The organism is Rhodococcus sp. ACPA1 (genome assembly GCF_002300195.1).
Taxonomy (GTDB): Bacteria; Actinomycetota; Actinomycetes; order Mycobacteriales; family Mycobacteriaceae; genus Rhodococcus_F; species Rhodococcus_F opacus.
This window is the reverse complement of sequence record NZ_NSDX01000003.1, coordinates 980916-997479: the sequence shown is the minus strand read 5'-3', so window position 1 is coordinate 997479 and position 16564 is coordinate 980916. Positions and strand designations below refer to the sequence as shown.

The following is a 16564-nucleotide window of genomic DNA, read 5'->3' as shown; positions in this document are numbered from 1 at the left end:
ATGTCATGGACAGCATCAACACGATGGGTGATCGGTAATGGCCCGCCCGGTACGCGTCGTCGTGCTCGGCGCCGGGTCGTGGGGAACGACGGTGGCAGGTCTCGCCGCCCACAACACACCGACCCTGCTGTGGGCGCGGAACTCGGACACGGCCGACGAGATCAACGACGAGCACCGCAACTCTCGGTATCTCGGCGACCGCCCACTCCCCGACTCCATGCGATCCACAGCCGACCTGGTGGAGGCGGCACAGGAAGCCGACGTTCTCGTGGTCGGGGTGCCGTCGCACGCGGTCCGCAGCACTCTCGCTCAGATCGCCAACGAGGTGCGGGCGTGGGTGCCGGTGCTGTCGCTGGCGAAGGGGCTGGAGCCGGGAACGCGGCTGCGACCCACCGAGGTGATCGCCGAGTGCCTGCCCGGGCATCCGGTCGGGCTTCTGGCAGGCCCGAACATTGCGCGGGAGATTGTCGACGGACTCGCCGCGGCGTCGGTCGTCGCCACCCAGGACGTCCGGGTGGCCACCGCGTTGCAGCCGTTGTTCGCGTCCGCCGTGTTCCGCGTGTACCGGAACACCGATGTGCTGGGCTGCGAACTCGGTGGCGTGCTGAAGAACATCGTGGCCATCGCTTCGGGCATGGCCGACGGACTGGACGTCGGCGACAACACGCGCGCGATGGTCCTGGCGCGAGGGTTGGCCGAGATGACCCGGCTGGGTGAGGCGATGGGCGCGAACCCGCGGACGTTCGCGGGGCTGACCGGGGTCGGAGACCTGATCGCCACCTGTATGAGCCCGAGTTCGCGCAATCGGCGGGTGGGCGAGTTCATTGCCCGCGGCATGACGGTCGACGAGGCCGTCGCCAAGCTGGGGCAGGTGGCCGAGGGTGTGAAGACCGCTCCCACCGTGATGGAACTGGCCCGCGACTACAACGTGGACATGCCCATCGCCGCCGAGGTCGAGGCAGTGGTCGCGGGGCGGCAGACGCCGGAGGGCGCCTACCGCGGCCTGCGGAAAGTCGCTGCCGGCGGAGAGGATGAGGTGGCGTGACCGCACAACTGCAACCGGCAGTAGCACTATCTAGACGTTTCTAAGCAATCTCCTAGAAAACTGGGGCAGACTCCTGAATGGAGGCACCCCAGCAAGCAGCGTCGTGCGGGGACGTATGCGTGAGAGAAGTCAGCGATGAGTTCACCGACCTCGGTTGGTCCCGGAGACTCGTCGGCGCGCGCGTTCCCCCTGTCACCCGCGCAAACGGGGATGTGGCTCGCGCAGCACGTCGACCCCGCGGTTCCGGTGTCGGTCGCCCAGTACGTCGACATCCACGGCGATCTCGACCGGAGCGTCTTGACGTCCTCGTGTGTGCGAGCGGCCGCCGAGTTCGAGTCGTTCTTCCTGCAGATCTCCGCGGCCGACGGGCAACCGCTGCAATGGGTGGAACCGAGCCTGGACGCTCCCGTCGGCTACCTCGACTTCCGGGACACGCCGGACCCCGAGGCGGCGGCGCACGCGTGGATGCGCACCGAAACCGCCGATCCGATCGACGTCCAGCGTGACCGCCTGACCGTCTCGTTCCTTCTCCACGTCGGACACGACCACTACTTCTGGTATTCGCGCGCCCACCACATCGCGATGGACGGTTTCGGGTCCGTCACGATGGTCTACCGGATCGCCGCGCTCTACACCGCCGCGGTGCACGGACTGCCGCCACCCGCGAGCAGGCCCCTCAGCCTTCGGCGCATCCAGGAAGTCGAGACCGACTACCGCAACTCCGCCCGCCGGGAGTCCGACCGGGAGTACTGGACCGAGAAGATGCGCGGTGTCACCCACGCGAGCACCCTCGCGCGCGGCTCCGCGCCTGCGACCGCCGGTTCCCGGGACGTCAGCGGAACGTTGACCACCGAGGTCGTCGACCAGCTCGAGAAGTGCGCGGCAGCGCACGGCGTCAATCCTGCGACGCTTACCGTCTGCGCGGTCGCGGGCTATCTGGCGCGAATGACCGGAGAGGACGACGTCACGCTCAGTCTCCCGGTGTCGGCCCGCACGACGGCGGCGCTGCGCCGGTCCGGCGGGATGGTGTCCAATGTGGTGCCGCTGCGCATCACGTCCGCGGGGACGGCGACCATCGGCGATCTGGTGTCCCGCACGCGCCTCGTGATGTCGGGCGCCCTGCGGCATCAGCGGTACCGGCACGAGGACATCCGCGCAGATCTGGGAAGCGCGCTGTCCGGGCCGCGACTGTTCGGCCCCGCCGTCAACATCATGCTGTTCCCCGAGGAGTTGGAACTCGGCTCGCTGCGGAGCCAATTGCATGTGCTGTCTTCGGGTCCGATCGAAGACCTCCTGGTGAACCTGTACCGGTACGGTCCCCGCGGACGTGTGCACCTCGATTTCAAGGCGAACCCGCGACTGTATTCGCAGGACGAACTCGAGGGGCACCACACGAGATTTCTGCGATACTTCCGGCACTTCCTCGACGCCGATGCCGCCCACCCGATCGGGGAACTCCCGGTCCTCACCGAGAACGAAACCGTGGCGCTGGTCCCCTTCCCCGGACCTCCCGACAGCGTCCCGGCCACGCTCGCCGACGTGTTCCGCGCCTCCGCCGCACAGCATCCGGACGCGACCGCCGTCGTCAGCGCCGGCCGCACGATCAGCTACCGCGAACTCGACGGCCGATCGGATCGGATCGCTGCGATGCTGGCACGGTTCGGCGTCGGGTCCGGCGACATCGTCGCGGTGGCTCTGCCTCGATCCTCCGACGACGTCTGCGCGGTCTGGGCCGTCGCCAAATCGGGGGCCGCCTTCCTGCCGGTGGATCCGAACTACCCGGTCCCCCGTATTCGGCACATGCTCGACGACTCCCACGCGGCAGTCGGGTTGACATCCGCGGAGTACGCAACCACATTGCCGGGCGGCATCGAGTGGCTACTGGTCGACGAGGCAGGCAACTCGAACGTCCACGATTTCCCCACGCCGGCAATACGACTCGACGACGCCGCCTACCTCATCTACACGTCCGGATCCACCGGAGTTCCCAAAGGAGTGGTGGTCACGCACCGCGGGATCGCCAATCTGGTCTCCGCGCAGCGCACCCGACTCGACCTCGACAGTGCGGCGAGGGTTCTGCATGTCGCATCGCCGAGCTTCGACGCCTCCGTCTTCGAGATGCTGATGGCGTTCGGCTCCGGCGCTGCTCTCGTCATCGCCCCGCCCGCGGTGTTCGGTGGATCCCTGCTGGCGCAGCTGATGACCACCGAACACGTCACCCACTTGGTGATCACCCCGTCGGTCCTGGCGTCGATGGAACCCGGCGAGGTCGGAGGTCTGCGCACACTCGTCGTCGCCGGTGAAAACTGTTCACCGGAACTGTTGTCTCGGTGGGCGTCCCGATGCCGGATGATCGACGCGTACGGTCCGGCGGAGACCACCGTCCTGGCGACCGTCAGCGCGCCTCTCGCCGAGTCCGGACCGGTCACCATCGGCCGGCCGATCCACGGAACGAGGGCCGTGGTCCTCGACCACCGTCTCCGTCCGGTCCCCGTCGGTGTGGTCGGCGAGCTGTACGTCGCGGGGACCGCCCTGGCCCGCGGGTACCACCGCAACGCCCGGCAGACGTCGGAACGGTTCGTCGCCGACCCGTACGGATCACCGGGCACCCGCATGTACCGCACCGGCGACACGGCCCGCTGGACCCGCCACCACGAACTCGAATATCTCGGACGCAGCGACGAACAGGTGAACCTCCGGGGTCTACGCGTCGAACCCGGCGAGATCGACGCGACACTCCGCCGGCATCCGGCGGTTCGATTCGCCGTCACCGTGATTCGCTCGCAGACGGCCGGCGATCAGCTCGTGTCGTATGTGGTGGGCGCCGACACCCTGGCCGAGCAGGAGCTGCTGTCGTTCCTCGCCGCCGAACTGCCCCCGCATTTCGTGCCGGCCGCCGTCGTCGTGCTCTCCCACATTCCGCTGACCCCGTCCGGCAAGCTGGACCGCACGGCCCTCCCCGAGCACGGCCTCCGGTCCCGTTCCCGGACCGCCCCCGGCAGTGAGCGCGAACGCACACTCCACGCCCTCTACTCCGACATCCTCGGGACGTCCGATTTCGGTGTGGACGAGTCATTCTTCGCGCTCGGCGGTGACAGCATCATGGCGATCCAATTGGCCTCCCGGGCACGGAGTGCGGGAATCGCGTTCACTCCGCGTGACGTGTTCGAGCAGCGAACGATCTCCCGCCTCGGCCAAGTCGCCGGAAACGACGTCGACAGATCGGTGCTCGAGGAACTTCCCGGCGGCGGGGTCGGCGACATGCCGCCCACCCCGGCCGCCCGATTCCTGTTCGACCGGGCCGGCGTCGTCGACCGGTACGCACAGGCCGTGGTGGTGGAACTGCCACGGGGTGTGGACGCGGAGGGGCTGCACACGGTGATCGGCGCCGTCGTCGACCGGCACGACGCACTGCGGGCGCGCCTCATGCTCAGCTCGGACGGGACGGCGCTTCTCACCGTGAGCCCGGCAGGCACACCGCTGCCGGAGGACACGATCCTGCGGGTTCCGCTGCCCGTCCACGCCGACCCGGCGCAGCGAACGCGGGACGAACACGAAGCCGCGATACGCCGGTTGAATCCTGCTGCGGGCGTGATGATGCAGTGCGTCTGGCTCGACCCCGGACCGGACGACACCACCCGCCGCGGACGGCTCCTCCTCGTCGCCCATCACCTGGTGATCGACGGCGTCTCGTGGCGAATCCTGATCGGTGATCTCGCCGCAGCGTGGGCACAGGTAACGGCGGGGGTGCCGCCCACTCTCGCACCGATCGGCACCTCCCTGCGCCGGTGGTCGCACGGCCTGATCGAGGAGGCGCAGCGGCCGGGCCGCAGGTCCGAGCTGTCGTTCTGGCGCACGATGACGGCCGTCGCGGATTCGCCGCTCGGCACCCGCCCACTCGACGCGCGGCGTGACGTGAATTCCACCGTGGATCGGATCCACACGGAAGTGTCTGCAGCCGTCACGCACTCGTTGCTGACCGACCTCACGGCCGCCTTCCGATGCGAGGTCACCGACGCACTGCTCACCGCGCTCTCCCTCGCCCTCGCGCAGTGGCAGCGCCGGCGGGGACGACCGGCCACCGCGCCGGTGATCCGGCTCGAGGGACACGGCCGCGAGGAAGGGGTGCTCCCCGGCGCCGATCTTTCCCGCACCGTCGGGTGGTTCACCAGTATCTTTCCGATCCGCCTCGACCTCGGGGACGTCGACCTGGACGAGGCGTTCGCGGGCGGGCGCTCCGCGAGCACTGCGATCAAGTCCGTCAAGGAACAGTTGCGTGCGGTGCCCGACAAGGGCATCGGCTACGGGCTGTTGCGGTATCCGGGGAACGGCACCGGCCAGGTCGCTTTCAACTACCTCGGTCGTCTCGATGCCGCGGATACCGAACGCGATTGGCGCCCGGTGCGGGACGGGGCCGCCGTGTTCTCGTCGGCGGAACCGTCGATGCCGGTCACCGCGCTGATCGACATCACCGCGTTCACCACCCACGGCGTCCTCGACGCCACCTTCGCATACCCGGCGGGTGCGATCGCGTCCGAGGATGTGCGGGCGCTGGCCGATCTGTGGGCGCAGGCGCTGACAGCCCTTGCCGCGGTGGCGCGTTCTCCGCACGCCGGTGGGCTCACCCCGTCCGATCTGCCGCTCGTCGCCGTGGACCGGAACGACATCGACGAGTGGGAGCGGGGCCATCCGGGTCTGCTCGACGTGTGGCCGCTGACGCCGTTGCAGTCGGGCCTGCTGTTCCACGCGGCACTCGCGGGCGCGGATGCCGATCCGTATGCGATGCAGGTGATCCTGACCCTGTCCGGGCACCTCGATCAGGATCGACTCCGGCGCGCGTGCATCGCCGTCCTCACAGGGCACGCGAACCTGCGCACCGCACTCGTGCGCGACAGTCGTGGCATCCCGGTGCAACTCGTGCTCGACGACGTGCCGCTACGGTGGCGGCAGGTCGACCTCACGGACCGCGACACGGACGAGGTTGCCGAGGAGATCCTGCAGGACGACCGCACCACCCGCTTCGACATGTCCGCCCCACCGCTGATTCGGTTCACCCTGCTGTCGCGAGGGCCGAACCGTTCCGACCTGGCAATTACCGCCCACCACATCGTGCTGGACGGCTGGTCCATGCCGTTGCTGGTGCGCGAGATCTTCACCGCCTACCGACGCGGCGACGTCCGCACCGAGCCGCCGGATTCGAGCCCGTACCGCAACTTCCTGGAATGGCTGGCGGACAGGGACACCGAAACCTCGGCGCGGGCGTGGGCCGCGGCACTCGACGGCATCACCGAGCCCGCCGCCCCGGCCGAGCCCACCCCCACCCCGTCGGAGACGGTGCTGGAGCTGAGCGAGGAGGACACCCGGTCGCTGACGGCCCGCGCGACCGAGCTCGGCGTCACGCTGAGCACGATCGTGCAGGCAGCCTGGGGAATTGTTCTCGGGCAGGCGACCGCCCGGGACGACGTCGTGATCGGCGCGACCGTCTCCGGCAGGCCCGCGGACGTCGCCGGGGTGGAGAGTGCGGTGGGATTGTTCGTCAACACCGTGCCCGTGCGGATCCCGCTGGACCCCGGTATCGACGCCGCCACACTGCTCACCCGCCTGCAGGCCGACCACGTTCGTCTCCTCGAACATCACCATCTGGGCCTCGCAGACATCCAGCGGGCAGTCGGCGTGGCGCCGCTGTTCGACACGCTGGTCGCGTTCGAGTCGTACCCCGTGGACCACAGCGCGCTGCCGGAACTCGTCGACGGACTCACCCTGGACGGGGTCCGCGCACACGATGCCTCGCACTACGCCGTGACGCTGGCGGCGACGGTGTCCCGGGCCCTGCGGCTGACGGTGAAGTGCCGGTCACGCCGGTACGACGGCGCGGCCCTGCTCGCGCGGGCCGGCCGCGTCCTCGAGTGCATCGGCAGGGATCCGCACGTCGTCCTCGGCAGGCTCGATCTCCTCGGCGAGCTGGAGCGCGAGCAGGTTCTGCGCACCTGGAACGCGACGGACGCCCCGGTGCCCCCGCAGACCCTGGTGGATCTGTTCGACGCACAGGTCGAGCGTTCCCCCGGCGCCGTGGCGGTGGTCTTCGGCCCGGATCGACTGACGTACGCGGAGTTCGACGCCCGGGTGAATCAGCTCGCCCGGTATCTCCTGGCGAAGGGAATCGGACCGGAAACCGTCGTCGGTGTCGCGGCTCCCCGCTCGATCGAGCTTCTCGTCGCGCTGCACGCGGTGCTGAAGGCCGGCGGTGCCTACGTGCCCGTGGACCCCGAGCACCCGCCCGAACGCACCGCACTCGTCATCGACTCGGCCGCAGCCGCACTGGTCCTCACGTCCGGTTCCCGTCATCGCGCGGTCCCGGACGGAGTCGCCGTCGTGGATCTCGATCTGCTCGACGTCACCGGATACGACCCCCGACCGATCACGGATTCCGAGCGACGCGCACCGCTGCATCCAGCGAACGCCGCGTACGTCGTCTACACGTCCGGTTCCACCGGACGACCCAAGGGCGTGACGGTGACCCACGAGATGATGGTGAACCAGTTCCGCTGGGCACAGAGGCTGACGCCGCTCGACGGTTCCGATGCGGTACTGCACAAGACCCCGCTCACCTTCGACATCTCCGCGTGGGAACTGCTGTGGCCCTTGCACACCGGCGCACGGGTGGTGATCGCCGATCCCGACGGCCACCGCGACCCCCGCTACCTCGCGCGGATCGTCGCGCAGGAGTCGATCACGACTCTCCACGTCGTACCGTCGATGCTCGACGCCTTCCTGGACCGGTGCGGGCCGCGGGCGCTCTCGACGCTGCGCCGCGTCTACTCGGCGGGTGAACCCCTGTCCGTGGCGACGGCATCGCGATTCAGTGAACGCAGCGCCGCCGCGCTGTACAACTGGTACGGCCCGTGCGAGGCGGCGGCGGCGACCTCGGAGTCGGTCGACGGCAACGACATCGGCACCGCGGTCGCCATGGGCCGCCCCATTCACAACATACGTACGTATGTACTCGACAGCCGGCTCCGGCCGGTGCCGGTCGGGACGAGGGGCGAGTTGTACCTTGCCGGTGGGTACTTGGCGCGCGGGTATGCCGGACGCCCCGATCTGACCGCCGAACGCTTCGTCGCCGATCCCGTCGGCGGAACGGGCGGCCGGATGTACCGCACCGGCGACCTGGTGCGGTGGAACGAGTCGGGCCGGCTCGAGTATCTCGGGCGCAGCGACTTCCAGATCAAACTCCGCGGCCAACGCATCGAACCCGGCGAGATCGAGTCCGCACTCACGTCCGACCCGGCGGTGACACACGCGGCGGTCACGGTGCACCGCGACCTGGAAGCGGGAGACCGGCTGATCGCCTACGTCGTGTCCGCGGACGGTGTGCCGCCGGACGAACGCCGGATCGTCAACCGTCTCGCCGGTCTGCTCCCGGCCTACATGATTCCCTCCGCCGTCGTCCCACTCACGGCGCTGCCCCTCACCACCAGTGGGAAGCTGGATCGCGCAGCCCTACCGGAACCGGCGCCCGCGCAGTCTGCATCCGATCCGCCCGCCACACCCACCGAAGACGTCGTCGCGTTCGTGTTCGCGGAGGTCACCGGCACCGGCCGGGTGGGCAGGAACGACAACTTCTTTGCGGCGGGCGGACACTCGCTGACCGCGGCGCAGGCCGTCGCCCGCGTCGGAGCGGCGCTGGGAACCTCCGTCGACATCCGCGAACTGTTCGACCACCCGACGGTCGCGGAACTGTCGGAGTATCTCGCGAAACGAACGCACGAGACCGAGCGGGCGCCCCTGGTCCGACACACCCCGACCGCCCACGTGCCGCTGTCCCTCGCGCAGCAGCGAGTGTGGTTCCTGAACCGGTTCGACGGACGCTCGGCCACCGACAGCATTCCCGTCGTGCTCCGCCTCACCGGCACGCTCGACGAATCGGCGCTGTGCGCGGCGGTGGGTGACGTGATCGAACGACATGAACCCCTGCGCACCGTGTATCCCGAGCACGACGGGATCCCCTGCCAGCACGTTCTCCCCGCCTCCGCGGTGCCGGCGTGCACGGTGCGGAGGACGACGGACCCGGTCGGCCGGGTCCGCGACCTGCTGTCAGCGGGGTTCGACCTCACCGCCGAACCCCCGGTTCGCACCGAGCTTCTCGCGGTGAACGCCGACGAGTGCGTGCTGGCCCTCGTCGTCCATCACATCAGCGCCGACGGGTTCTCGCTGGGACCGCTCGCCCGGGATGTGACGGCCGCGTATCGCGCTCGGGCACAGGGTGACTCCCCGGGCTGGACGCCGCTGCCCGTCCGCTACGCCGACTACGCCCTCTGGCAGCGTGAACTGCAGGACGGGCAGCGGGGCCTGGCGTATTGGACGCAGACCCTGTCCGGGTTGCCCGAGCTGCTCCCCCTGCCGTTCGACCGAGCCCGCCCGCCCGTCGCGACGCACCACGGAGCGAACGTCGAGTTCAATCTCGACGCCGAGATTCATCGGCGGATTCGTGCTCTCGCGCGCACTCACGACGCCACTCCGTTCATGGTGGTGCACGCGGCGCTGGCCGTCCTCGCGGCCAGACTCGGCGACACGTCGGACATCGTCGTCGGCGCGCCGATCGCGGGACGCGGGCCCCGCGAACTCGACGACCTCGTCGGGATGTTCGTCAACACACTGGTGCTACGGACAGACGTCCCGCTGCACAACACGTTCGCCGACACCCTCACCCGCGTGCGGGACGTCGATCTCGCCGCGTACGCCCACGCGGACGTCCCGTTCGAGGAGGTTGTGGAGGCGGTCGCGCCCGCTCGGTCCCGCAGTCGCAATCCGCTGTTCCAGCTGGCGCTCGCCTATCACAACACGGCGCCGGTCGTGATCGATCTGCCGGAGGTTTCCGCCGAGATCGTCGAGATCGAGACGCACACCGCGAAATTCGACCTGCAGCTGACGGTCACCGAATCGGTCGACGACGCAGGCGGCCCGGGATCACTGTCGTGCGTCTTCACGTACGCCACCGATCTGTTCGACGACGCCACGGTCGCGGGATTCGCGGACCGGTTCCGGCGCATTCTGCGGGCCGCGCTCGCACACCCGTCCGTCGTGATCGGCGACATCGACGTGCGGGACCTCGCGGAGCAGCAGGCGCGGCACGACGGACCGCCGTCGTTGCCGCAATGCACACTGCCCGAACTGATGTCGGCCGCCGTCCGGCAGAATCCGAGAGGATCGGCGCTGACGGCGGACGGCCGGTCGATGACGTATCGCGAACTCGACGTCGAGTCGAATCGGCTCGCCCGCGCCCTGCTTCGGCGCGGGGTGGGACCCGAAGCACTCGTGGCGCTCGGTCTGCCTCGGTCCGTCCTGTCCGTCGTCTCCGTGTGGGCCGTCGCGAAGACGGGTGCCACGTTCGTGCCCGTCGACCCGCACTACCCCGCCGCGCGGGTCCGGTATCTGATGGACGACTCCGGCGCCGCCCTCGGGCTGACCACCGTTGCGGACCGCGAGGCCCTGCCGGACGATACGGACTGGCTGTTGCTCGACGACCCGGACTTCCGAACCGAATGTCGCGGTTGGTCTTCGGCCCCGGTCACCGATGCCGACCGTGCTCGGCCGCTGGATGCGCGCCATCCGGCGTACATGGTCTACACGTCCGGTTCGACGGGAAACCCCAAGGGAGTGACGGTCACCCACACCGGTCTCGCCGACTTCACAGCGGAACAGCGGGATCGGTATTCGGTGACGGCGTCGTCGCGCACGCTGCACGCTTCGTCTCCCAGCTTCGACGGCGCGGTGCTGGAGATACTGCTCGCGCTCGGTGCGGGCGCCTGCATGGTGCTCGCACCCCCGACGGTCCAGGGCGAGAACCAACTCACGGACCTGCTGGCCCGCGAGCGGGTCAGCCACGTGTTCACCACGCCGACGGTTCTGGCGACGGTCGACCCGCGCGGCCTGCACGATCTGCGCGTCGTCGTGGTGGGCGGCGAACCCTGCCCGCCGGAGCTCGCGGCAGTGTGGGCTGAGCAGGCGCAGATGTTCAACGGATACGGTCCGACCGAGACGACGGCCATGACGAGTATCAGTGATCCCATGGCGGCCGGCGGGACGGTCACCATCGGCCGCCCGGTCCGCGGCGCCGCCGTACTCCTGCTGGATTCGCGTCTGCACCCGGTTCCGGCGGGAGTGGCCGGCGAACTCTACATCTGCGGACCGGGCGTCGCCCGCGGTTACCATCGCAGGCCCGCGCTGACCGCCGCGCGCTTCGTCGCCTCCCCGTTCGGCACAGCCGGGGAGCGGATGTACCGGACGGGCGATGTAGGACGGTGGCGTCGCGACGGGTCGATCGAGTATCTGTACCGGAACGACTCGCAGATCGAACTGCGCGGCGTCCGAATCGAACTCGGCGAGATCGACGCCACCCTCCTCACCCATCCGGCCGTGAGATTCGCGGCGACGGATGTGCGTGAACTCCGGGACGGCGTCGAGGTTCTCGTGTCGTACGTCCTCCCGGCTCGGAACGAGACGGTCGATCCGGATCAGCTGATCCGCTACGCGGCGACGCGCCTGCCGACCCCGCTGGTGCCCGCGATCGTGGTCGTGGTGGACGCCGTCCCGCTCACCGCCAACGGGAAACTGGACCGCTCGGCGCTGCCCGACCCCGGTCCCACGGCAACCGAGTTCGAGGCCCCACACACACCCGCCGAACGGGTGGTGGCGACAGCGTTCGCCGAGGTGCTCGGACTCGACCTCGTGGGGCGGGACGACAACTTCTTCGCCCTGGGCGGCAGTTCTCTGTCCGCCACGCGCGTTGCGTCCCGGATCGGTGCCGCGCTGGAGACGACGGTGCCGGTGCGCGCAGTGTTCGACTCGCCGACGGTCTCCGCGCTCGCTGCGGCCGTCATCGAGCAGACCGACGGCGCGACGCACGTCGCCCTGACCGTGCGTCCGCGCCCGGCCCGCGTGCCGCTGTCACCGGCGCAGCAACGATTGTGGTTCCTCGCCCGCCTTGCACCCGGCTCCCCCGAATACAACATCCCGATGGCGTTGCAGCTCACAGGAACACTCGACGTCGCCGCCCTCACCGCGGCCGTCGCGGACGTGGTGGGCCGTCACGAACCGCTGCGCACCCTCTACCCCGACAGTGACGGTGTGGCGTACCAGCAGTTGGTCCCGGTGTCGCGGGCCGCTCCCACTCTCAGTCCGATACCCGTGTCCCGCGGTGACGTCGCTACGCGGGTTGCGACGTTCGCGTCGAAGGGTTTCGCCCTGGGCGCCGAACCGCCGATCCGTGCCCGGCTGTTCGCCCTCGCCCCCGACGAGTGGGTGCTCGCAGTCATGGTCCATCACATCAGCACGGACGGGTTCTCGGTGCCGCTGCTCGTCCGCGACGTGATGACCGCCTACGAGGCGCGAGTCTCGGGCCGGGCGCCGCGGTGGGCCGAACTTCCCGTCCAGTACACGGACTACACCCTGTGGCAGCACGAACTGCTGGGCGACCGCGACGATTCACAGTCCGTTGCCGCGCAGCAACTGTCGTATTGGAAGAACACGTTGTCGGATGCGCCGGAACAGCTGTCCCTCCCCGCCGACCGGCCACATCCCGCGATCGCGTCGCACCGCGGTGGCACAGTCGAGTTCGCGCTCGACGACGTGCTCTACCGTGCGGTCGAGCACACCGCTTCGGCCCTTGCCGTCACCCCGTTCATGGTCGTGCACGCGGTATTCGCGGTGCTGCTCGCGAGGCTCAGCGGATCCACCGACATCGTGATCGGCACCCCCGTCGCGGGACGCGGGGATGAGGCCCTCGACGACCTGGTGGGCATGTTCGTCAACAACCTGGTCCTGCGCACCGAGGTGATTCCCTCGGAAAGCTTCGCGGAACTGCTCGGCCGCGTGCGGGAGCACGACCTGGACGCGTTCGCGCACTCCGCCGTTCCGTTCGAGACCGTGGTCGAGGTGCTCGATCCCGCACGGTCACGCGCACGCAATCCGCTGTTCCAGGTGGCCCTGGCGTTTCAGAACCTCGACCACACCCCGCTCACGCTGCCCGGACTGCGGGTGTCGGCGATGACTCCCCCTACCCGGTCGGCCCGATTCGACCTGCAACTCACCGTGACCGCCGATCCGGACCTGTCGACGGAACGTACCCGGCGTGCGGCGGTGTTCACGTACGCCACCGATCTGTTCGACCACCACACCGTCGCGGACATCGGCGAACGCTTCATCCGGACGTTGAGCGAGGCCGTCGCACAACCGGATACGGCCGTCGGCGACCTCGCCCTTCTCGATCCTGCCCCGGATGTCCCCACCGCTGTGCCGTCCTCCGGGGAGACCCTCGTCGATCTGTTCGCGCGGCAGGTCGCCAGTTCGCCCGACGCGATCGCCGTCGTCTCCGGAGATCGTGCGCTCACCTATCGTGAACTCGACGAGCACGTGAATCGCTTGGCCCGGCTCCTGATCGGCGCCGGCGTCGGCCCGGAGTCCATGGTGGGACTGGCGATTCGCCGCTCGGTCGACCTCCTCGTCGGAATGTATGCCGTATCGACAGCGGGAGGGGCGTACGTGCCGATCGACCCCGATCAGCCCGCGCAGCGCAATGCCCAGGTCATCCGGTCCTCGGACACACGCGTCGTCCTCACCACCGAGCGCGACCGGTTCGACCTCTCCGACGTCCTGCCCACGGAGACACGACTGGTCGTCGTGGACCGACTGGACCTCTCCGGTATCGATCCGTCGCCGATCTCCGACCTGCACCGGATCGCGCCCCTGCGAGCGCAGAACCCCGCGTACGTGATCCACACGTCGGGATCGACGGGTACCCCCAAGGGTGTCGTCGTGACCCATGCGGCCGTCGTGAGCTTCCTGAGCTGGCGTCAGGACACCGACCCGCTCGGCGCGGACGACACGGTGATGCTCAAGTTGCAGTACACGTTCGACGCCTCGGTCCGCGAATTCTGGTGGCCGCTGATCGCCGGTGCGCGGCTGGTGATCGCTCGACCGGACGGCCACCGCGACCCGCGGCATCTCGCCGAGCTGATCGGACGGCACCGGGTGACCGCGGGATACTTCCTTCCCCTCATGCTGGCCGAGATCCTGGCGATCCCCGACGCGGACCTGACGTCACTGCGACAGGTGTCGTGCGGCGGCGAGGTCCTGCCGCCCGGCACGGCACACAGTTTCCACGCGCGGTGCCCGGACGCGGTGCTGTACAACGAGTACGGCCCGACCGAGACGGCGGTCGCCGTGACCCGCACGGTCGTCGGCACCGTGGATGCGACCGTCCCGATCGGCGTGCCGCAGAACGGTATCGGTGTGCTCGTGCTGGATTCGCGGCTGCATCCGGTGCCCGTCGGCGTTCCGGGCGAGCTCTACCTGGCGGGTGCCCAGTTGGCGCGCGGCTATCTCGGACAACCGGGGGTGACGGCCTCCCGATTCCCGGCGAATCCGTGGGGACCGCCCGGGCAGCGGATGTACCGGACCGGCGACGTGGTGAGTCGTCGCAGAGACGGCACGATCGACTACCTCGGCCGGCGCGATCTCCAGGTGAAGATCCGCGGTCAGCGCGTCGAACTCGAGGAGATCGAGACGGCGCTGCGACGCCATACCGCCGTCGCGCACTCCGCGGCGGCCGTGTACGAATCAGCCGGCACCGGCGTCCGGCTGGTCGGCTACGTCGTGCCGCGGCCGGACATGGTGGTGGACACCCGTGCCGTGTCGGCGGAACTGGCGCAGCGACTGCCCCGGTACATGGTGCCCAACCAGATCGTGGTGCTGGGGGCGCTACCGTCGACACTCCACGGCAAGCTGGATCGACGGGCGCTTCCGGATCCGGGTGTGCCGCGGGCTCAGCGGTTCCGTCCCCCGACGACCCGTACCGAGAAGCTGGTCACCGCGGTGTTCGCGGACGTTCTCGGCACAGGCCTGGTGGGGCTGGACGACAATTTCTTCGAACTGGGCGGCAACTCCCTGTCCGCGACCAGGGCGGCGTCACGGCTGCACGCCACCACTCGGGTCGAGGTCCGGCTCGAATGGTTCTTCGCCGACGCGACCGCGGAGAGCATCGCCGCGCGAATCTCGTCGAGTTTCGCCGCGGCCTCCGACACCTCCGCCGGGCTCGGGGTGCTGCTGCCGCTGCATCCGGACGGCGGACGGGAGCCGCTGTTCTGCATCCATCCGGCCGTCGGGTTGGCCTGGTGTTATGCGGGATTGAGTGCGCATCTCGGCCCCGACCGCCCCGTCTGGGGTGTGCAGTCCCCCACCGTGACCGTGCCCGGCGAACGGTTTTCGTCGATCACAGAGCGGGCCCATCGATATGTGCAGGAGATTCGCCGTGTGCAACCGCGGGGGCCGTACCACCTGCTCGGGTACTCGGTGGGTGGCGTGATCGCGCACGCGATGGCCGTCGAGCTGCGGTCGCTCGGCGAGGAGGTGCATGTGCTCGCGATGATCGACAGCTACGCGTCGGCGGAGCGGGACACCCCGGCACCGACACTGCCGGAACTGCTCACGGAATTCGGCGGCGGGGCGTCGGAGCAGCTCGGGCCGGAGCAACTGACCCGGTTGTACGAGGACTACGTCGACGTCGTCGACGCTGCCGCCGACTTCGTTCCGGGACATTTCGACGGCAACCTGGTGTTCTTCGGCGCGGCCGGGGACGGATCCCAGCCCGTGCCGGCGAGTACGACGTGGCGGCCGTGGATCGACGGGGACGTCATGGCGCACACCGTCGACCGCCCTCACACACTGATGACCGACCCGGAAGCGCTGGCCGTCATCGGGCCGATCCTTGCCGAGTATCTCGCGGGTGCCTCAGCCACCGACGGGACGGAGAATCCACCAGCCACCCAGCGCGAGACAGCCCAGCGTCACGAGTAGGGACAGACCCACCCAGACGATGCCGGGCACGCGGGTGAGTCGCGCCAGCTGATCCGCATCCGACTCCGGGGCAGCGCCGCGGGCCCGTTGCCGCTGCAGTTCGAGGACCGGGCGCGGTGCGGCGACGAGCATGAACAGGGTGATCAGATACGCCGCGGCCACCTGCTGGTCCTGCGTCCCGAACCACACGAGTCCGAACAGGAGAGCTCCGACCACCGTGAGGGAGAACAACCCGTACAGGTTCCGGACGAGGATCAGCATGGCCGCGAGAGCGACGACACCGATCCACAGCACCGCGACCGCGTGCTGGGTACCCAGCACCCAGGCCGCACCGAGCCCCAGAACGGCAGGACCCACGTAGCCGGCGAACGTCATGAGGACCACACCGAGCCCGGTCGGTTTACCGGACGAGATCGCCACACCCGATGTGTCCGAGTGCAGCCGCACCCCCTTCAGCGTGCGACCGAACAGCAGGGCGACCACCAGATGTGCGCCCTCGTGCACGATGGTCACAACGTTGCGGGTGACTCGCCAGGCGTGCGGTTCGAGGACGAGTATCACCGCCACCACCGCCGTGACCTGAACTATCCAGGGAGCCGGCGCGGGGCTGACGGCGCTCATGCGCTCCCACAGCGATTCAATTCCATTCATCGGCGCCGAGTGTAC

Annotated in this window: 3 protein-coding genes; 2 read left to right on the top strand and 1 reads right to left on the bottom strand. The window is 69.3% G+C overall.

The window, feature by feature from the left end:
- Positions 1-37: 37 nt before the first annotated feature.
- Positions 38-1045, top strand: a complete 1008-nt coding sequence (locus CJ177_RS15100; protein ID WP_005251343.1) for an NAD(P)H-dependent glycerol-3-phosphate dehydrogenase — start codon at positions 38-40, stop codon at positions 1043-1045.
- A gap of 135 nt (positions 1046-1180) precedes the next feature.
- Positions 1181-15898, top strand: a complete 14718-nt coding sequence (locus tag CJ177_RS15095) for a non-ribosomal peptide synthetase (RefSeq protein ID WP_095868032.1) — start codon at positions 1181-1183, stop codon at positions 15896-15898.
- Here the strand turns inward: CJ177_RS15095 and CJ177_RS15090 are convergent.
- On the bottom strand, positions 15833-16549 hold the full coding sequence (locus CJ177_RS15090; protein ID WP_061045351.1) for a M50 family metallopeptidase: 717 nt from the start codon (positions 16547-16549) through the stop codon (positions 15833-15835). The genes CJ177_RS15095 and CJ177_RS15090 overlap by 66 nt on opposite strands.
- Positions 16550-16564 lie beyond the last annotated feature (15 nt).